An 18,768-nucleotide genomic window follows, 5' to 3' on the forward strand; every position below is an offset into this window, starting at 1 on the left:
GGGGTCCGACCCGGTGCGGGGCGGGCGATCACATGGGTGCGGGTGTGGGTGGCGGCTCCGCCGGCAGGCTGGGGGCCAGCCGGCGCAGCGACGCGAAGGTGGGCAGCAGTGCGTCGTACAGCTCGGAGTGCAGGGGGAGCAGGGCGGCGTAGGTGGCGGCGGCGGCCGGCTCGGGGCGTACCGTCTCGTCGATGCGCACCAGGTCGGCGGCGACGTCGACGGAGTCGATCAGGCCGAGCGCCTGCATGCCGAGCAGCGCCGCGCCGAAGCTGGAGCCCTCGTGGCCGGCGGGGAACCGCACCGGCATGCCGAGCGCGTCGGCGAGCATCTGCCGCCACAACGGGCTGCGGGCGAACCCGCCGCTGGCGCGGACCTCGCGGACCTCGTTGCCGGCCGCCCGGACCGACGCCAAAACCAGGGCGAGCTGCTGGCAGACCCCCTCCAACGCGGCCCGGACGAGGTGTTCGCGGCGGTGCCCGTGGGTCAGCCCGACGTACGCCCCGCGCGGCAGCGCGCTCCAGTGCGGGGCCCGCTCGCTGAGCAGGTACGGCAGCATGATCAGCCCGCCGGAGCCGACCGGGGCGGTGGCGGCCAACGCCAGCAGCTCCTCTTCGCCGTGCTCGCCGAACTCGGGGGCGAGCGCGTCGCCGGCCCACTGGAGCACGATCCCGCCGTTGTTGATCGCCCCGCCGACCACCCAGCGGTCCTCGGTGAGCGCATAGCAGAACACCCCGCCGAGCGGGTCGACGGCGGGGCGTTCGACGGCCACCCGCATCGCCCCGGAGGTGCCGATGGAGCAGGCGACGACGCCGGGGCGTACCGCGCCGAGACCCAGGTTGGCCAGCGGGCCGTCACCCGCGCCGACGACGAGCGGGGTGTCGGCGGGCAGGCCGGTGGCGATGGCGGCGCGGGCGGTGAGCCCCGGCAGCACGGTGGTGGTGGGGACGAGCTGGGGGAGCTGCTCCTCGGTGATCCCGGCGATCCGCAGCGCCTGGGCGTCCCAGCCGAGCCGGTGGATGTCCATCAGGCCGGTGGCCGAGGCGACCGAGTGGTCGGTGACCAGCGCGTCGGCCAGCCGCAGCAGCACGTAGTCCTTGATGCCGACCCAGTGGGCGACCCGTTCGTGCAGTTTCGGCTCCTGCTCGGCGTACCAGAGGAGTTTGGACAGCGGGGCCATCGGGTGCACGGGGGTGCCGGTGCGCCGGTGCAGGGCCAGCCCCCAGGGCGCGGCGCGCAGCCGTTCGGCCTGGCTGCTGGCCCGGGAGTCGGCCCAGGTCACCGACGGGGTGAGCGGTACGCCGTCCGGGTCGAGGCCGATCAGGCTGTGCATCGCGGTGCTGAACGACAGGCCGGCGATGCCGGCGCCCAACTCGGTGACGACGGTGCGGATGGTCTCCACCACCGCGTCGAAGATGAGCTGGGGGTCCTGCTCGGCGTAGCCGGGGTGCGGCTCGTCGAGGGGGTAGCCGACCGAGTGGCTGGCGAGTTGATGGCCGTCGACGTCGTATGCCACGGTCTTGGTGCTGGTGGTGCCGATGTCGACGCCGAGCACCACGCGGTGGCGCTGGTCCGGGCCGGTCACGGGTCCCCCTTCGCGTCGGCGGTGCGGGCGCTGCGGCCCGGCTGCGGCTGACGTTACCCACGCCGGCCCCACCCCGCACGGCGTCGGACCGGAACGTGGGTCACCGCGCGATGCGCCACTCTGGGAGGAAATTCATCCCCCGATCGGGTGGTAAACCCGCAATGTCGGGTCCGTCGGGCTTGTCTCCGCCGTTGAGCCGGGTGAACACCCCGGTTGGTGGCTCGCGCGGCGGAGGGATCGGCGTGGCGATGACTGATTCGACGGGTTCCACCTGGCGTTACACCTGGGCACGCCAGCAGAACGAACGACGACGGCGGGCCTTCCGTACCGTCGAGCGGGCCTGGCGACGCCGCGACGACGAACTGCGTCGGCTGCGTGCCCTCGCCGTCGGCCTGCGGGGCACGGCGTCGGCCGGTGTCGGCCTGCCGCTGGCGTTGAGTCCCGGCGAGGCCGTCCTCTGGACGATGCCCGGCGCCCAACTGGTCGAACTCCGGCACACCGCCGTGCTGCCCGCCCCCGACCTGGTCGTCGAGGCGGACCCGGGGCGGCTGCGCCACCGGCTGCCCGACGGGGTGCGGGTCACCGACGCCGGCATCGCGGTGGTCACCAACCGTCGACTGGTCCTGGTCGGCGGGCGCGGCCGGCGCGACTGGGCGTACGGGAAGATGACCGGGCTGCTGCACGACCCGGCGGCCCCGGTCACCCTGATCCAGGTCCTGGACCGGCGGCAGACCTCCGGCCTGCTGCTGCCGCCGGGCGCGGCGGCCGAGTTCCGGTTCGTGCTCACCCTGGCCTTCGCCGACGCCATCGAGCAGCGGGCCGCCGTCCTCGCCCAACTCGACGAGCTGATCGCCACACACGCCGAGACCACGCCGTTCCGGCCGGCGATCGCCACCCCCGCGCAGGCCCGGATCAGCGCCCGTATCCCGGGCGGTCGACGTACCGTCGCGGTGGCCGCCATGCTGGCCCTGGTGGTGCCGGCGGTGCTGGTCGAGTCCGACCCGCCGGTCACCCCGGAGGTGGCGGCGGCGGCCACCGCCGCCCCTGCCCCGCCCCGCACCCGCCCCCCGTCGCCCGCCCCGTCACCGTCCGTGGTGCGGGAGCGGCGTTGCGGGGCGCCGGCCAACCCGATGGGGTACGACTACTGCGGCGGCGACCGGGTCCGCGAGCCCGACCACCGGGTCTGCGACTGGTTCGACTGCGTGCCGCAGTTCTGGGCCGGGCGCGGTTACCTGGTGTTGTGCCGCGACGGCGCGGTCAGCCTGACCGGCGGCCGGCCGAAGCCCTGCGCCGGCCACGACGGGGTACGCCGTACCGTCGACCGCTGACCGGTCGACCTGCCCCGTCGGCCCGGCTTCCTCGGTGGTTCCGGCTCTGCTGCCGGCCCAGCCCGTCTCGCCGCTTCTGCTCTGCTGCCGTGGCCGGCCCGTCTGCTGCTTGCGGCTCTGCTGTCAGCCCAGCGGAGCCCCGCTCACGGTCAGGACGGTGGGGTCAGGTCCGGCACGGTGAGGCTGCCGTCCTCGGCGAGCGGGAAGCCCGGGTTCCAGGCGATCTCCCACAGGTGACCGTCCGGGTCGGTGAAGCAGCCGGCGTACCCGCCGTAGAAGGTCTCCGCCGCCGGCCGGGTGATCCGGGCCCCGGCCTGTGCGGCGACGGTCAGGATGTCGTCCACCTCGGCCCGGGAGTGGACGTTGTGCGCCAGTGACGCCGCCCCCGGGCCGGCGTCGGCCACCCCGGCGTCGGCGGCCAGCGCAGCCCGCCCCCAGAGCACCACGGCCAGCCCGCCGGCCTGGAAGAAGACCGTTTCCTGCACCTCCTGGCCGCGCCAGCCGAGCCGCTCGTAGAAGGCGCGGGCCCGGGGCAGGTCGGCGACCCCGAGCGTGACCAGACTGATCCGCTGCTCCATCCCCGGACCGTACCCCCGGACGGGTCGAGGGATGTCGGCCGGCCCGGGCGGGCCCAGGGGTGCCTCGTCGCCGGAGGGTCGAAGTAGTGGCCGCTACCTCGCCCACGGCGGGCATCGCCGGGGCGGCAAGCGCGTGCCGGGGCAGGGTGGGCTGGTCGGACAGTGCCCGGCCGCCGGCCTTCCGTCGTGGTGGCGCGGCCGTCGCATCATGTACGGCGTGATCCATTTCAAGCGCAAGCAGCGCAAGAAGAAGCGCGACTGGTGCGACGCCGACTGCGACGTCTGCGACTGCGACGGCCTGCCCTGCTGTGACTTCGGGCTGTTCTCGTTCCTGCTCACCCTCGGCGCGACCACGGCGCGGGTGAGCCGGGCGCCGGTGGTCGACCGGGCGGGCCGGGCCGCGATCCTCGGTTACCGTCGCTGGTTGTCGCACCGCTGGCCGGGCCAGTGCCGCTACACCCCGACGTGCAGCGCCTACGGCCTGACCGCCGTCGAGCGGTACGGCCTGGCCGTCGGCGGGCGGATGGCGGCGGACCGGCTGCGCCGCTGCCGGCCGGGTGTCCCACGCGGCACCCACGACCCGGTCCACTGACGAACCCACGGGCCCGGCTGCCGGCCGTGCGCCTGCGGCGTCGACGGCCGCCCGTGGCCGACGGCCGCACGGTGCTCGCCCCGACCAGGGGAACACCGTGTGCCGGCGGCCGTCACGACGTCACGTCCCGGTAGACCTCGACGTCGTAGATGAGCCGGACGGGATCGCCGTTGGTGATGCCGACGAAGACGGGCTCTGCGGCGGGGGTGCGCCCCCGCCGCCAGACCTCGGCGCGGGCGGCGTCGCGGGACTCGCGGTGGGTCTTTCCGGCCCGGTGCAGCTCCACCACCCGGCGCGCGGTGAGCCGGTCGCTGTCCAGTTGTATCCGCATCAGCGGCACGGTCACCACCGTCCTTCCGGGAGAGCCACGCCGCTCACCGGGGGTGCGGCCGGCGGCATGCCCGAGTCTAATCTAACAGCGTTAAATTAAGTGGCCACGGTACTAGGATGCTGCAGGTGGACGCGACCGAATTGAGCGGGCGACCGGCCGGGCGGCACGAAGGCCGGGCCGGCACGGTCTGGCTGCGCGAGGAGCCGGTCCGCAACCGCCGGACCACCCCGCTGACCCGGGAGCGGATCGTGGCGGCGGCCGTGGCCCTGCTCGACCGGCACGGCGTGGACGGGTTGACCATGCGCCGGTTGGCGGAGCGCCTCACGGTCACCCCGACGGCCCTCTACTGGCACGTGACCACCAAGGAGGACGTCCTCGACCTGGCCGTCGACGAGATCTTCGGCGAGGTGCCGCTGCCCGCTGCCGACGCCGACTGGCGGGCCGACGTACGCACGCTGGCCTCCGGGTGGCGGGCGGCGATGCTCCGCCACCCCTGGGCGCCCAGCCTGATCGGCCGTCCGATGCTCGGCCCGCACGTCCTCGCCCGCACGGAGTTCCTGCAGGCGGCGTTGGTCCGCGCCGGGTTCACCGGCGTCCACCTGGCCGTGGTGACCCGGCTGGTGGCCAACTACGTGATCGGCGCGGCGCTCACCGAGGCCACCTGGCGGCAGACCGACGATCCCGAGGTACGCGCCGACGCCCGTCGACACCTCGTGGCGAACGCCGACGCCTACCCCACCCTCATCGCCGCCGGCCACCTCGACGACGGACAGTGGAGCGACGAAGACCTCTTCGTCCGGGGCCTCGACGCCATCCTCGCCACCCACCCGGGCAGCTGACCGCCACCCACCCGGGCTGACCGCTGCCGGACGGAGCGCCGGCGATATTCGGCTCGCCTGTCGGGCGGGTCGTCGCTACCGTCCGGGGCATGTCCCGCACCATCCGACTCGTCCTCGTCGATACCACCGGCCGGACGCTGGGCGCGCTGCCCGACTTCGACGTGCCGGTGCCCTGGTGGCAGGACACGGTGACGGTCGTCGCCGGGGCCCGCGCGGCGTACGGCGTCGAGGTGACCGTGCTGCGGGTGCTCGCCGGGCAGCGCGGCCGGCCACCCGGTGGTCACGTCAGCTACCTGGCCGAGGCATCCGGGCCGGTGGGCGTACCGCTGCTGCCGGTGGAGGCGGTGGAGCCGGCGGCGCATCCGCTGCGGGTGCCCTACGCGCAGCCGGGCGGGCCGGCGGCGAGCCTGGCCTGGGCCGCCGCGCAGCTCGACCGGTTGGGCCGGCCGGCGACGGCGGTCACCCAGGAGCGCACCTGGAACCTGTCGGCGATCTGGCGGCTCGACGGGCCGCACGGCACCGCCTGGCTCAAGCAGGTGCCGGTGTTCTTCCGGCACGAGGCGGCGGTGCTGCGGCTGTTGGCCGACGACCCGGCCACGCCGACGCTGCTCGCCGCCGCCGACGAGGGGCGGATGCTGCTCGACCACGTGCCGGGGGAGGATCGCTACGGCGCCGACGCCGCCGAACGCGCCGCGATCGCCGCCGCACACCATGCCCTCCAGGTACGCACGACGCCCACCGTCGACCGGCTGATCGCCGCCGGGGTGCCGGACCAGCGCGGCGTCGCCCTGGCCCGGTGGCTACGCGCGACGCTCGCCCCACATCCCGCCGCCGACCCGCTCCTCGCCGGGCTGGAGGCGCGGCTCGACGAGGTGGCCCGGTGCGGGCTGCCGGACACCCTCGTGCACGGCGACCTGCACCCCGGCAACGTCCGCGCCGACGGGTCGCGGCACACCATCATCGACTGGGGTGACTCGTTCGTCGGGCACCCGGCCTTCGACATCCTCCGGCTGACCGAACAGCTGCCCGCCGAGCTGGCCGCCGCCCTGGTGGCCGACTGGTGCGCGCGTTGGCGGGCCGACGTGCCCGGCTGCCGGCCGGAGCGGGCAGTGACGCTGCTGCGGTCGGTGGCCTGGCTGCGGATGGCGGCCGTGTACGCGATGTTCCTCGCCGGCATCGAGCCGAGCGAACGGATCTATCACGTCAAGGACGTGCCGGAGAACCTGGCGCGGGCGGCGGCCGAGCCGGTCTGACCGCCCCGGCGGGCGGCAGCCGAGATGTGCCGACCCCACCGCGTCAGGCAGCCGAGATGTGCAGGTGGGGGTCCAGGCTCTCCGCCGCGAACCGGGGTGCCGCCGCCCCACCGGGTCGGGAAGCCGTGGTGGCCGGGCGGACCGGGTGGCGGACCGTCACTCCGGCCGGTGGCAGACCGCCTCGACGTTGTTGCCGTCCGGGTCGCGGACGAACGCGCCGAAGTAGGTCGGGTGGTATTCCGGCCACACCTTCGGGGCGTGCAGCACCTCGGCGCCGGCCGCCACCGCCGCGTCGTGGAACGCCCGGACGGCGGCCCGGTCGGCGGCGGTGAAGGCGATGTGCGCCTCGTGGGCCGGGCCGGACACCGTGGTCGGGCTGAGCCAGAAGTCGGGCCGTTCGACGCCGTAGCCGACCACGTCGCCGTATTCCAACATCCGGCGGGCGCCCAGCGGGGCGAGGACGGCGTCATAGAAGGCGAGGCTGGCGGGGATGTCGCGGGCCTGGATGCCCAGGTGGTCGAGCACGATGGTCTCCCTCGATGTGGTTGCCGGCCCAGGCTAGAACGGACCTACGACACGGTCGCGGTCAGGAATGCCGCCCGGAGGCCCCGTCCGGGAGGAATTCGCCGGTAGGGTGCCGGGGACCGCCACAGCCAGCAAAGGTGCCGCATGCTCCCCCGCGCCACGCCCGACACTGAAACGCCCGCGCTGATCCTGGAGCGCACCACCGCGCTGGTCGACTATCTGATGGCGGTCCGCGCCCAGCTGGAGAAGCCGGCCCGGACGGTGCCCACCACCGACGCGTTCTGGCAGCACGACCTGCCCGAGCACCCCGACTGCCAGCTGGGCGTCTCGGCCGACGGGGTCAGCTGGTGGCAGGTCGGGTTGCCGGCGCCGCCCCGGCGGCTCAAGACCCCCGTCGAGTTCGTGGCGCACCTCGCCGACACTCCGCCCTATCCGGCCGAGCCGAGGCTGACCGGCGACGAGGAGACGATCGCGCGCCTGCGCCCCCGCTTCGACCAGTGGCGGGAGCAGGACTGGCGGCCCTGGGCCGAGCAGGCCGCCCGCACCGACCGGGTACGCCAGCTGCACCGCGCCCTGTTCGACCTGATGCACCGGGTCGACATGACCGCCGCCAGTCACGAACTGGTCTGGGGGCACGGCGTCATCCGCACCGAGGTCGCCGGCCACCGGGTGCAGTACCCGCTGGTGGTGACCCCGGTCGCCGTCGAGTTCGACGCGGACCGGTCGGTCGTCCGGGTCGTGCCGCAGGGGCCGGCCCGGTTGCAGACCGACCCGCTGACCGGCCTCGACGAGCGTTACCTGCGCCAACTGCTGGCCCTGGCCGGGGCCGGCGGGCAGCTCGACCTGGACGTCTGGGCGCAGGAGGACCGGCGGGAGTTCTTCGCGCGGGCGTTGCGCCGGCTCGGCCACGACCCGGTGCTGCGCGACGCCGACGCCCCCGCCCCCACCGGCGCGTACGTGCACGACACCGGGGTGCTGTTCGTCCGGCCCCGACAGCGGATGCTGCGCCGGTTCCTGGAGGAGTTGCGGGAGCGGCTGCTGGCCGGCGACACCACCGGCATCGGGGCGTTGGCCGCCATCCTCGCCCACGAACCGAGCCGGCTGGAGATGCCGCAGGACCAGCCGCAGCGGTGGCAGCCGCTGGGTGAGCGGCTGCTCATGCCGTTGCCCACCAACGAGGCGCAGGAGTCCATCGCCCGACGGCTGGCCCAGCACCGCAACGTCGCCGTGCAGGGGCCGCCCGGCACCGGCAAGACGCACACCATCCGCAACCTGATCTGCCACCTGATGGCGCACGGCAAGCGGGTGCTCGTCGTCGCCCAGAAGGAGGACCCGCTGCGGGTGCTGCGCGACGGCCTGCCACCGGAGATCCAACCGCTCTGCCTGGCGGTGCTCGGCCGCTCCACCGACCAGCTCGTGCAGCTCCAGCTCGCCGCCCGGGAGCTCTCCGACCGGGGCGCCACCCTGGACCGTCGCGCCGAGCAGCAGAAGGTCGACCGGCTGCGCCGGCAGCTGGAGGAGGCCGAGCGGGACCTCGGGCTCGCCCTGGCCGGCCTGCGGGCGATGGCGGAGCACGAGTCCGCCCGGTACGACATCGACGGCATCCGGCTGTCCCCCGGCGACATCGGCGTCTGGCTGCGGGAACGGGCCGACCGCTACGGCGACATCCCCGACCCGCTCGCCCCCGCCCTCGACGCCCCGCTGACCGGCGAGGAGTTCAGCGAACTGCTCGACATCGCCCGGCGTACCCGGCGACAGGACCGGGCCCAAGCGCTGCGTCGGCTGCCGACGGCGGCCGACCTGCCGACCGCCGAGGCGATCCGGGCCGACCGCCACGAGCTGGCCACGACCCGGCGCGAACTGGATCGGCTCGCCGACGCCGGGGTGCTGGTCGCCGAGGTGCGCGCCGTCGGGCAGCCCGCCGTGGAGCAGCTCGGCGGTCAGCTGCGGGAGGCGCTGACCCTGCTCACCGAGCGGGAGGGGGCGTGGACCGACCGCCTCGGCACCCTGTTGCAGGCCGACGCCAACTGGCGGATCCGGTGGGAGGACCACGTCGCCGCCAGCCAGCAGGCGCTCGCCGACCTGGCCGCCGCCGCCCGGGTCATCGCCGGGCACGAGGTCACCGTCGCCGAGGTCCACCTGACCGAGCCGCGCCGGTTGCTGGCCCTGCTCGACGAGCTGCGGCAGCGGTTCGCCGCCGGCAAGGGCGTCAGCAAGCTCTTCCAGGGCACCCTGGCCCGGATCGCCACCGAATGCCGGATCGACGGCGAGGTGTTGCGCAGCGCCGACGACGTCGACATCGTCGTCGCGTACGTCACCCGGCGTCGGCTGCGGCAGGCGTTGGCCACCCGGTGGGCGGAGTGGCGGGCGTCGCTCGGGCTGCCGGTCGAGGTCGGCGACGAGCCGGAGTACTGGACCGGCCAGCTGCTCACCGCCGCCGCCACCGCGCTGGACTGGGACCGGCGGCGCTGGCCGGCCCTGCTGGGCGTCGTCCGCCGGTTGCTGCCGCGCGCCGAGCACACCGTCGACGTACGCCGGCTGACCGCGCTGATCGCCCTGCTCGGCCGGGCCACGGCGGTGTTCGCCCACGACGAGCTGGTCGCCGAGGAGCACCGGCTCGACGCGCTGCTGCAGCACGGCATGTCCGGCGCCGACGCCAGCGACCTGTGGCGGCTGCTCGACCACAGCTACCAGGGCGACCTCGACGGCTGGGACGCCCTGCTCGACGAGGTGCGCCGGCTCGCCGCCCTGCGCCCCGAGGCGCAACGCCTCGCCCAGCTCGCCGACCGGCTGCGACCCGTCGCCCCCGACTGGACCGCCCAACTGGAGGCCGGCACTGCCGCCGCCCTGCACGGCACCGGCGCGGACTGCCTCGACCGGTGGCGGTGGCGGCGCGCGCAGACCTGGTTCGACCAGGTCGTCGGCAGCGTCGACCCGGTCGCCCTGGGCCGGCGTGTCGACCGCACCCGGGAACGCATCCGGCAGCTCACCAGGGAACTCGTGGTGGCCTCCGCCTGGTGGGAGGTGTCGCTGGCGTTGGACGACCGGCGGCGGGCCGCCCTCGCCGACTGGACCACCGCGCTGCGCAAGATCGGCAAGGGGACCGGGAAGAACGCCGCCCAGTGGCAGGCCCACGCGCAGAAGGCGATGGCCGCCGCCGTGGACGCCGTGCCGGTCTGGGTGATGTCCGTCGACCGGGCCATCGAACAGTTCGCCGGGGGCGCGCGCTTCGACGTCGTCATCGTCGACGAGGCGTCCCAGGCGGACCTGTTCGCGCTGCCGATCCTCAGCCTCGCCGAACGGGCCGTGGTGGTCGGCGACGACCAGCAGATCGGGCCGCAGCTCTCCTTCGTCGGCAGCGTCACCGGCCTGATCAACTCGCACCTGGTCGATGTGCCGTCGGCCGAGCACTTCGACCCGGAGAGCAGCCTCTACGACCACGCGGTCCGCCGCTCGCCCGAGCGGATCCTGCTCACCGAGCACTTCCGGTCCGTGCCGGCGATCATCGGGTTCTCCAGCGACACCTACTACGGCGGCGAGATCGAACCGCTGCGCACCGACCGGCCCGCCGGCATCGGCGACCCGGTCGTCGCCGTGCACGTGCCCGAGGGCATCCGCCAGGACCTGCCCGGCTACGGCAACGTCAACGTGGCCGAGGCCGAGGCCCTCGTCGCGCGGGTCGCCACGATCGTCGCCGACCCGGCGTACGCGGGCCGCAGCGTCGGTGTGGTCAGCCTGCTCAGCACCAGCGGGCAGGCCCTCTATCTGCTGGCCCGGCTGCGGGAGCAGATCGGCGAGGAGGAGATGGAACGCCGCCGGCTGCGCGTCGGCGACTCCTACACCTTCCAGGGCGACGAACGCGACGTGGTGCTGGTGTCGACGGTCGTCTCCCCGCACCAGGGGCCGGTCGCCGCCTTCACCAAACGCGACCACCACCGCCGGGTCAACGTCGCCGCCTCCCGGGCCCGCGACCAGCTCTGGGTGTTCCACTCCGTGCAACCCGACGACCTGCGCGCCGACGACGCCCGGGGGCTGCTGCTGCGCTACTGCCAGAACGTCAACACCGCCGAGGAGTCCTACGACGACCTGGAGAAGCGCTGCGACAGCGACTTCGAACGCGAGGTGCTGCGGCGGATGCTGCGCCGGGGGTTCCGGCCGCTGCCGCAGTTCCGGATCGGCTCGTACCGGATCGATTTCGTGCTGCCCGCCCCGGACGGGCGGCGGCTGGCGATCGAGTGTGACGGGGACGCCTACCACGGGCCGGAGCAGTGGGAGAGCGACATGCGTCGGCAGGCGGTGCTGGAACGGGTCGGCAACTGCGTGTTCGTCCGGATCCGGGGGAGTGTGTTCAGCCGGGACCCGGAGGCGGCGCTGATGCCGCTGTGGCAGCGGATCGAGGAGTTGGGCATCGAGGGGAGCCGGGTAGCAGGGACCTCCACGCCCGGATAGCTGTCGTAATAGGCGCATTCCGCCCCCGGGTGTCGGCCGGGTCGCGGGTCGCCGCCGTGATTGAGTGATCCGGTACGTGATCAACCGGATTTCTGGAGAGGCGATGGCGACCCTGTTGCGGGAGATCGAGGTCAAGTATCAGGTGTCCGAACCGGCGGCGCTGGCCCGGGCCCTGGCTGCTCGGGGCGCTGTCCTCTCCGAGCCGACTCGTCAGGAAGACCAGGCGTACGCGGTCAACGGCTGGACCTATGGGCAGAGCAAGGTGGGTGCGGCGTTCGCCCGGCTGCGCACCGAGAACGGACGACACACCTTCTGCGTGAAAAGGCCCCTGGAGAACGAGTTGGCCTGCGCGGAGCACGAGACGGAGGTCCTGGACCGGGAGCCGATGCACGCCGCGATCCTGGCGATGGGCTTCTATCCGACCACGCGCATCGTGAAGACCAGGCGCACCGCCCGGATCGCCGACATGCTGCTCTGTATCGACGAGGTCGACGGGCTCGGCGCGTTCCTTGAGATCGAGGTGATGGTGGGCGGTGATCGATCGGCGATCGAGGTCCAGCAGGAGCTGGACCGGTTCGCCCGCACGCTCGGCGTGGGACTGGTGCGCAGTACTGAGACCTACGATTCGTTGCTGCGCGCGGCGTTGCCGGTCGGCAGCTGAGCACCGGTCGCGGTGAGCGTCGCTCTGACCCGTAGCAGCAGCTCGGCCGCCACCTCCTGGGGCTTCTGCTCACCGATCTCGTGTCGGTGGATGGGGAATCCCGCGTCCGTCAGCTCCTTCGCCACCTGGTCGTAGCGTTCCCGTTCCTGCCGCCCTGCCTCCGGGCCCCCGCGATGGAAACGGCTGTGGATGCCGCGAGCGGCGGCTCGAGCGCGGGAGCGGACCGGGTCGCCGGTGAGGATGATGGTGAGATCCGGACGTTCGATGTGCTGATTGATAGCCCAGATGAACGGGCCGTCGACACCGTCGAGTCTTTGCAGCACCAACGAGGTGGCGAGATACCGATCGCAGATGACCACCTTCCCGGCGGCGAGTGCCGGACGGATCTCGGTCTCAAGGTGGTGGTAGCGGTCAGCGGCCACCAGGCAGGCGAGCGTCAGACCGCGATACTCGTCCGTGCCGTGTCGTGCTGTCTCGCCCAGCGTGGTGTGGCTCGGTTCCTTGGTGCGGTGGACCTCCCATCCGTCCGCGGTCACCAGGTTGGCGAGCAGTGCGACAGTGGTCGTCTTGCCGACGCCGCTCGGGCCGTCGACGACGATGAACCGACCGGTCATCGGGTGGACGACCGCTCATGCTGGGCGCGCGCCAACTCGACGAGTTGGCGTCGTACCTGGGGTAGCTCGACCTCTCCGAACTGGAGATTCACCGAGAAGTTGAATTCGTCGCGAGCGCGCATCGCCTCATCCAGTCCGTCGCCGGTCAGGTCTACGGCCGTGTAGTCGAGGAGATCGGCGGGGTCGTACCGGCCGGTCGCCATCAGTCGCTGCCACTCGGGGGTGCCCGGATAGGGCCGGAACTCGAAGACGCTCGCCCGGAAACTGCCAGGCATGTTCTCGGCGAGATCCCACAGTTCGTGGACATGTCGGACGGTCGCTTCCAGCTCGGCATGTGTCTCGGTCGGCAGGCCGAGGATGAAGTAGCCCTTGACGCTGATGCCCAGGCGAGTGAGTCGGTGCACGACTTTCCGCGTCAGTTCCGGTCTGATCCGCTTGCCGATGTGGCCGAGTAGGCGCTCGCTGCCGGATTCGATGCCCAGGGCCACCTCACGACAGCCGTTGCCGGCGAGCGTCTCCAGCAGGGCGTCGCTGGTCCGGGCGAGGACGTTGATACGACCAGTGGCGTCCCAGAGGTACCGGTCGCCGATGCCCGCCTCGGAGAACGCCGCCATGCATCGGCGGATGAAGCGTTCGTGGCCCAGGAAGAGGTCGTCCACGAACCGGAACGCCGTCACGCCTAGGCAGGCGTGCAATTCGTCCATCTCGGCGATGATGTTGGCCGGCTCGCGGGTGCGGATGGTGACGTCCGGGTTGGCACTGACGGCTGCCCCGCAGAATGAACAGTCGTACGGGCAGCCGCGTGCGCCCACCATGGCCGCCTCAAGCGGTCCACCCTCCGGCCGGTACGGGTCGGCAGAGAAGAACCGACGGTCGACGAACGGCAGGGCATTGATGTCGGGAGCCAGGTGCCACGCCATGCCCGGCATGCCGCCCGTGACCGGCGTACGTAGCACCGGATCCCGCCACATCACCCCGGGCAACCGCACCCGATTGCGGCGGTCTTCGAGGAGCGCCGCTACCCGGGTTTCGCCTTCGCCGAGGACCAGCGCTTCCAGTCGGGCGAACCGGGGGTCCCCGATCACGGCCTGCGGCATCGCTTTCGCCTGATGGCCGCCGACCATGAGCTGGATCGCCGGGTCGAGTCCCGAAGCGATGCGAGCGCTCAGCTGGTAGGTCGGTGCCAGCAGATTGAAGCCCACCCAGCGTGGCGCGGCCTCGTTGACCATGGTCTGGATCTGTGTGATACCGAGACCGAGGGCTTCACCGTCGAGGACGCCGACGGTGAAGCCTTGGGCGGCGGCATAGGTGGCGAGGTAGCCCATGCCGAGTACCGGCAGGGTGAAGTCGTTGACCCGGGGACGGAGGGTGTAGTCACGCAACGGGGCATTGACCAGGAGTAAATCAATTGGTGTGCCGGGGGTGACGCCGAGGATGGGAGGGTCAGACAGCTCCGGCCTGCTGGGTGCCGTAGGCAAGGGTGAGGAGGGTGTACGTGGCCAGGTGGTCACCGGTCACCCGCCGCCACTGCCGGCCGAAAGTCGGCTCGTCAGAGGCCCAGTGGTGGTGGGGGTTCGCGTGTCGGGCCCAGGTGCGGACGGCCAGGTCGGCGTAGGGGTAGAGGGCCCAGTCGTTGCTCCAGTCGGCAACAGCGGCCCCGGCACTCCACGGTCCGATGCCGGAGACGGTTTGGAGTTCCTTGACCAGCACTGGCGGTGAGAGGTCCACCCAGGACGCACCGTGGCTGAGGAATGCCGTTGCGGCGTGCCGAAGCGGTCGGCGCTTGAACGACATGCCACTTTCAGTGAAGTCGTCATCGCTTAGAGTTAGCACACGTTCGGCGGATGGGAAAGTGTGAAGGTCCGTCTCATCGGATAGTGCGATCACGTCTCCGAAGCGGAGGCAGAACTCCCGGTACAACTTTCGGGCCTGCCCCGCCCGGATCACCTGCCGGATGATCGCTGTCGCGAGCGCCTCCCACAGGTTCGGGCTGCGCAGGCGTGCTACCGATCCCACCTTGGCCAGTGACGTGTGGATCGGATCAGCCTGGGGATGAGGCACCGGAGGGAGCGAGAAGACCTCCAGGGGCAGCGCTGTCTGTTCACCGCGTATCAGGGTCGTGGTGAACTGCTGACCGCGAACCTTGACGATCCACACGGCACCCGTATCGAGGGTCAGTGCGCGAGCCCTGCCCGAGCCCGCTGCCTGCCAGGCGGGGTGGTCCGTCATGAGAGAGTCGAAGCTCATGGAGGGCCCCCGTATGATCGTTCGCGGTCGATCCGGGGATTGTCTCACCGTGGCCGCCGCGTCACCGCCCGGCTCGCCGAGCGTTTGAGCGGTGAATGGCGGTGCAGCACATCATGAAACAGCGGCGGCACGGTGAGTGATCGGGGCGACTGGAACGATTGCGTGACCGCCAGCTGGCCGAGCCCGGAGCGCGGGGTATGAGGCGACCCGGGTCGGCTTCGAGCGGGACCGGGATCAGTCGTCCCGGTGTCGCCACCGCTCAGGCGGCGATGGTGCGGGCCGCGGCGTACAGGTCGGCGGGTAGCGGGGTCGCCAGCTCCCACACGATCCGCATCGGCCGTTCCCCGCTGTGCTGCTGGTAGGTCATCGGGCCGGCGTACAGGTAGGCCGGTGCGCCGAGGTCCCGGTCCGGCACCCGGGTCTCCCGCACGAACAGGTGCACCGTCGAACCCCGTGCCGCGTGGTGGATGTAGCGCTGTCCGGTGGTCGAGCCGGCCGACGTGGTGCTCTGCGACTCCCACTGGAACAGCCGCTCGGTGATCGCCCGGTCGGCGTACATGGTGGTGGGGGAGTAGTGCTGCTCCGACTTGACCAGGGTGACGAAGAACAGGTCCGCCTGCTCGGCTGGCAGCCACTTCACGCCTTCCCGCAGCGACCCGGGATTCGGCATCCCGAACGCCGCGCACGCCTCGTTGCGGCTGTAGCGGGCGTGCACCCGTAGCACCCCGACGGGCGCGGTGACCCGGTGGATGCCGTCGCGCAACACCTCGACGAGCTGACGCAGTTCGGCGCACCGCGCCGGCTCTGCCCACAACCGCTTGAGTCGATCCTCCCGGGCGGCCAGCGGCACCTGCGGCCCCCACAGGTCGAAGTGCAACATGTTCCATAGTCGCCCGTCCGGTGGCGGGTCACCGGCGGCGACCCGGGCCAGCAGGGCGAGCCGGTCGACGTCGTCCAGGTGCAGCATCCGGCCGATGGCCCGGCCCAACTCCCGGTCGGCCGGGCCGGGTGCGGAGAGGTCCAGGCCGGCGAGCCGCCGCAGCCCGGCCCACCCGCCGACCGACGCCGACCGGTAGACGTCGGCCACCTCAAGGCCGGTCTCCCGCAGGAACTCGGCGAGGCTGACGTCACCGAGCTGCCGCAGCTCGGCCACCAGACCCTTCTTGGACGTGGGCAGCGCGGTGCGCAGGTTGTCGAGCACGATCTCCTTGGCGACCCGGTCGAGCTGCACGTGGCAGCCGCTGGGTAGCGACGGAAAGTCCTGCTCGACGGCGGCTTTGACGGCCCGGCGGCTGACCCCGGTCAGCGCCCGCCACCGCAGGTCGAAACGGAAGTTGGCGTGCTGCCCACCGATGAAGTCGAGCACCGTCAGGCACGGCTTGTCGTCGTCGAGGCGCAGTCCACGGCCGAGCTGTTGCAGGAAGATGGTGGCGCTCTCGGTGGGCCGCAGCATCAAGATCGTGTCGACCATCGGCAGGTCGACGCCCTCGTTGAACAGGTCGACCGTGAACAGCACCCGCAGCTTCCCGGCCCGGAACTCCCGCAGCAGCCCGTCCCGGTCCGCCCGGTCGACCCGCGAGGTCACCGCCGCCGACGGTACGCCGTGCCGGGTGAACCAGTCGGCCATGAACTCGGCGTGCCCGATACCCACGCAGAACCCGAGCGCCCGCATTCGGTCGGTGTCCACAGTGTCCCGGACGGCCCGGAGGATGATCCGCGCCCGCGCGTCGTCACCGGTGTAGACGCCGTCGAGTTCCGCGAGGTCGTACCCCTGGCCGCGCCGCCAGCGCAGGTGCGACAGATCCGTGTCGTCGTGTACCCCGAAATACTGGAACGGTGCGAGCAGTTGCCGCTCCAGCGCCTCCCACAGATGCAGCTCCACGGCCGCCCGGCCGTCGAACCACCGCCGCACGTCGCCGCCGTCAGCCCGGTCGGGCGTCGCCGTCAGCCCCAGCAGTACGCGCGGAGCGAGCCGCGCCAACAACCGGGCGTACGTCGGCGCTTCCGCATGATGGAACTCGTCGACGATCACCATGTCGTACGCCTGCGGGTCGATCTCCCGCCGGTGCAGCGACTGGATGGAGGCGAAGACGTGCGTCCAGCGCGTCGGCACCTGGCCGCCCACCAGCGTCTCGCCGAAGCTGCCGTCCCCCATGACCTGCCGAAACGTCGACAGGCTCTGCCGCAGGATCTGCTCCTGATGCGCGACGAAGAGCAGCGAGTCGACCTGCCCGGCGCGGTGCAGGCGTCGGTAGTCCAGGGCGGCGACGACCGTCTTGCCGGTGCCGGTCGCCATCACCACCAGGTTGCGGTGCCGGCCGTGTACCTGCCGCTCCGCGTCCAGGTCCGCCAGGATCTCCGCCTGGTACGGGTACGGCCGCACATCCAGGTTGGCGATCTGCGTCGGCGAGTCCTCGCGCCGTTCCCCGCTGAGGGCACGGCGCAGACGCTCGGCGTCCCGCCCGGCGTCGTAGGTCTCGAAGGCCGGATCGTTCCAGTAGTCCTCGAAGGTGGCGGTGAACGTGTCGATGACGTGCGGCTGCTCGACGTTCGAGATCCGGACGTTCCACTCCACCCCGTCGACCAGTGCGGCCTTCGACAGGTTGCTCGACCCGACGTACGCGGTGGTCAGCCCGTGGTGGCGGCGGAACAGCCACGCCTTGGCGTGTAGTCGGGTGGTCCTGGTCTCGTAGGAGACCTTGATGTCGGCACCGAGTTCGGCGAGCCGGTCGAGGGCGCGTTGGTCGGTCGCGCCCAGGTAGGTGGTGGTGATGACGCGTAGCTTGCCGCCGCGCTGGATCAGCTCACGGATGGCGGGTTCGACGATGCGCAGGCCGTGCCACTTGATGAACGCGCAGAGCAGGTCGACCCGTTCCGCCGACGCCATCTCGTGGTTGACCTCGTGGCCGATGCGGGGCTGGTGGCGGCCGTTGACCAGCAGCGCGCCGGTGGAGAGCGGGGTGGTGGGGCGCTGCGGGAAGGTCGGCTGCGCCGGGGGCGTGGGTGGGGCGGCGATGGCGTGCAGGAGGTTTCTGGCATCGGCGATCTGGTCGTGCTGGTCGGTCGCGGCGGGGCTGAGGGTGGCGATGGCTTCGGCGATCCGGTTGGTCAGGTCGACCTGGTGGCGGAGCTTGTCCTCGCCGTTGGGGACGGCTTGCAGGGCCCGGCTGATCAGGGCGGAGAGGTGGCGGGTGAGGGGGTGGTGGGAGTCGGCGGGGTCGAGGGGGTGGTGCTGGACGTGGGCTGGGTCGAGGTGGTGGAGATGGGTGGCGAGCTGGCGAGTGATCAGATGCTCGTAGACACCCATCTCAAGATCCATCACTCGGGCAAGGTAGCGGCCGGCATGGTGTGTCTGCGTTGGCTGTCAGTTCTTTGACAGTACGGGGTCTCATCCATCTGAGGTCCTACTGCTCTCGCTGGGCGCCGCCTGGTTGTTCCAGCAGCTGGCCTGACCAGCGAAATTCGCACTGCAGTGCGAAAATTGACATCATCCCTGTCTTGATCTAGCCAGTTCGATTTTATGGCGAGGTGACCCTTCAAACCGTGCTTCATGCTGTTTATCGCCATAAATCGACTCGTACTGCACATGAATCCTGATCCGTTGCGTTACCGCCGTCCAAAATTCGTCGTCTCTCGCCGGGTCGTAAGACTCTACGGCAAGGATTATCAGTTCTCGGCCGACTGGAATGGGTCTGCCTCGGCGAAGAGATGTAAAGTTAGGCAAGACTGCGAACGTGCTCCGCAGGTGATCGACAGCCTGCTTCTCCCA

At 71.9% G+C, this 18,768-nt stretch carries 14 protein-coding genes; 6 read left to right on the forward strand and 8 right to left on the reverse strand.

All coding sequences use genetic code 11. The features are described from left to right. Positions 1-28 precede the first annotated feature (28 nt). A complete protein-coding gene (locus ACQP1S_RS05540) occupies positions 29-1,582 on the reverse strand; it encodes a gluconokinase (RefSeq protein ID WP_432903711.1) in 1,554 nt (517 codons plus the stop codon). A gap of 242 nt (positions 1,583-1,824) precedes the next feature. Between ACQP1S_RS05540 and ACQP1S_RS05545 the strand changes: the two genes are divergently transcribed. Then, positions 1,825-2,910 carry a hypothetical protein gene (locus tag ACQP1S_RS05545; RefSeq protein ID WP_432903714.1) on the forward strand — a complete coding sequence of 362 codons (1,086 nt, stop codon included), beginning with the start codon at positions 1,825-1,827 and terminating at the stop codon, positions 2,908-2,910. 149 nt (positions 2,911-3,059) lie between these two features. Here ACQP1S_RS05545 and ACQP1S_RS05550 read toward each other — a convergent pair whose 3' ends face one another. Continuing rightward, positions 3,060-3,488 (reverse strand): VOC family protein, encoded by a 429-nt coding sequence (locus ACQP1S_RS05550; protein WP_432903717.1) that lies wholly within the window; start codon positions 3,486-3,488, stop codon positions 3,060-3,062. Between the two features lie 208 nt (positions 3,489-3,696). Here ACQP1S_RS05550 and yidD point away from each other — a divergent pair, with 208 nt between their 5' ends. Beyond that, positions 3,697-4,080, forward strand: a complete 384-nt coding sequence (yidD, locus tag ACQP1S_RS05555) for a membrane protein insertion efficiency factor YidD (RefSeq protein WP_091251460.1) — start codon at positions 3,697-3,699, stop codon at positions 4,078-4,080. A gap of 112 nt (positions 4,081-4,192) precedes the next feature. Here yidD and ACQP1S_RS05560 read toward each other — a convergent pair whose 3' ends face one another. Next, entirely contained in the window at positions 4,193-4,426 is a 234-nt protein-coding gene (locus tag ACQP1S_RS05560; protein WP_432903720.1) for a hypothetical protein, read from the reverse strand. A gap of 110 nt (positions 4,427-4,536) precedes the next feature. On the opposite strand from ACQP1S_RS05560, the gene ACQP1S_RS05565 reads away from it, so the two are divergent. After that, a complete protein-coding gene (locus ACQP1S_RS05565; protein WP_432903723.1) occupies positions 4,537-5,250 on the forward strand; it encodes a TetR/AcrR family transcriptional regulator in 714 nt (237 codons plus the stop codon). Between the two features lie 89 nt (positions 5,251-5,339). Beyond that, positions 5,340-6,503, forward strand: a complete 1,164-nt coding sequence (locus ACQP1S_RS05570) for a phosphotransferase family protein (RefSeq protein ID WP_432903726.1) — start codon at positions 5,340-5,342, stop codon at positions 6,501-6,503. A 156-nt stretch (positions 6,504-6,659) separates the two neighbouring features. On the opposite strand, the gene ACQP1S_RS05575 is transcribed toward ACQP1S_RS05570, so the two are convergent. Then, a complete protein-coding gene (locus ACQP1S_RS05575; RefSeq protein WP_091251467.1) occupies positions 6,660-7,028 on the reverse strand; it encodes a VOC family protein in 369 nt (122 codons plus the stop codon). A gap of 144 nt (positions 7,029-7,172) precedes the next feature. Between ACQP1S_RS05575 and ACQP1S_RS05580 the strand changes: the two genes are divergently transcribed. Together ACQP1S_RS05580 and ACQP1S_RS05585 are read left to right on the forward strand one after the other, a co-directional pair. Beyond that, complete coding sequence (locus tag ACQP1S_RS05580) at positions 7,173-11,477, forward strand: AAA domain-containing protein (RefSeq protein ID WP_432903729.1); 4,305 nt, start codon at positions 7,173-7,175, stop codon at positions 11,475-11,477. Positions 11,478-11,580: 103 nt separating this feature from the next. Beyond that, a complete protein-coding gene (locus tag ACQP1S_RS05585) occupies positions 11,581-12,138 on the forward strand; it encodes a class IV adenylate cyclase (RefSeq protein ID WP_432903732.1) in 558 nt (185 codons plus the stop codon). On the opposite strand, the gene tmk is transcribed toward ACQP1S_RS05585, so the two are convergent. The 4 genes from tmk to ACQP1S_RS05605 form a co-directional block, all read right to left on the reverse strand. Then, on the reverse strand, positions 12,096-12,752 hold the full coding sequence (tmk, locus tag ACQP1S_RS05590) for a dTMP kinase (RefSeq protein ID WP_432903735.1): 657 nt from the start codon (positions 12,750-12,752) through the stop codon (positions 12,096-12,098). The genes ACQP1S_RS05585 and tmk overlap by 43 nt on opposite strands. Continuing rightward, positions 12,749-14,134, reverse strand: a complete 1,386-nt coding sequence (locus ACQP1S_RS05595) for a B12-binding domain-containing radical SAM protein (protein WP_432903737.1) — start codon at positions 14,132-14,134, stop codon at positions 12,749-12,751. Before ACQP1S_RS05595 ends, tmk begins: the two co-directional genes overlap by 4 nt. Positions 14,135-14,195: 61 nt before the next feature. Continuing rightward, the gene (locus ACQP1S_RS05600) at positions 14,196-14,999 is read right to left on the reverse strand and encodes a hypothetical protein (protein ID WP_432903740.1); all 804 of its coding nucleotides are present in this window, start codon (positions 14,997-14,999) and stop codon (positions 14,196-14,198) included. A gap of 259 nt (positions 15,000-15,258) precedes the next feature. Then, positions 15,259-18,318 (reverse strand): DUF3427 domain-containing protein, encoded by a 3,060-nt coding sequence (locus ACQP1S_RS05605; RefSeq protein ID WP_432907824.1) that lies wholly within the window; start codon positions 18,316-18,318, stop codon positions 15,259-15,261. Positions 18,319-18,768 lie beyond the last annotated feature (450 nt).

Origin of the sequence: Micromonospora matsumotoense, from assembly GCF_050951065.1 — a bacterium.
GTDB lineage: Bacteria > Actinomycetota > Actinomycetes > Mycobacteriales > Micromonosporaceae > Micromonospora > Micromonospora matsumotoensis.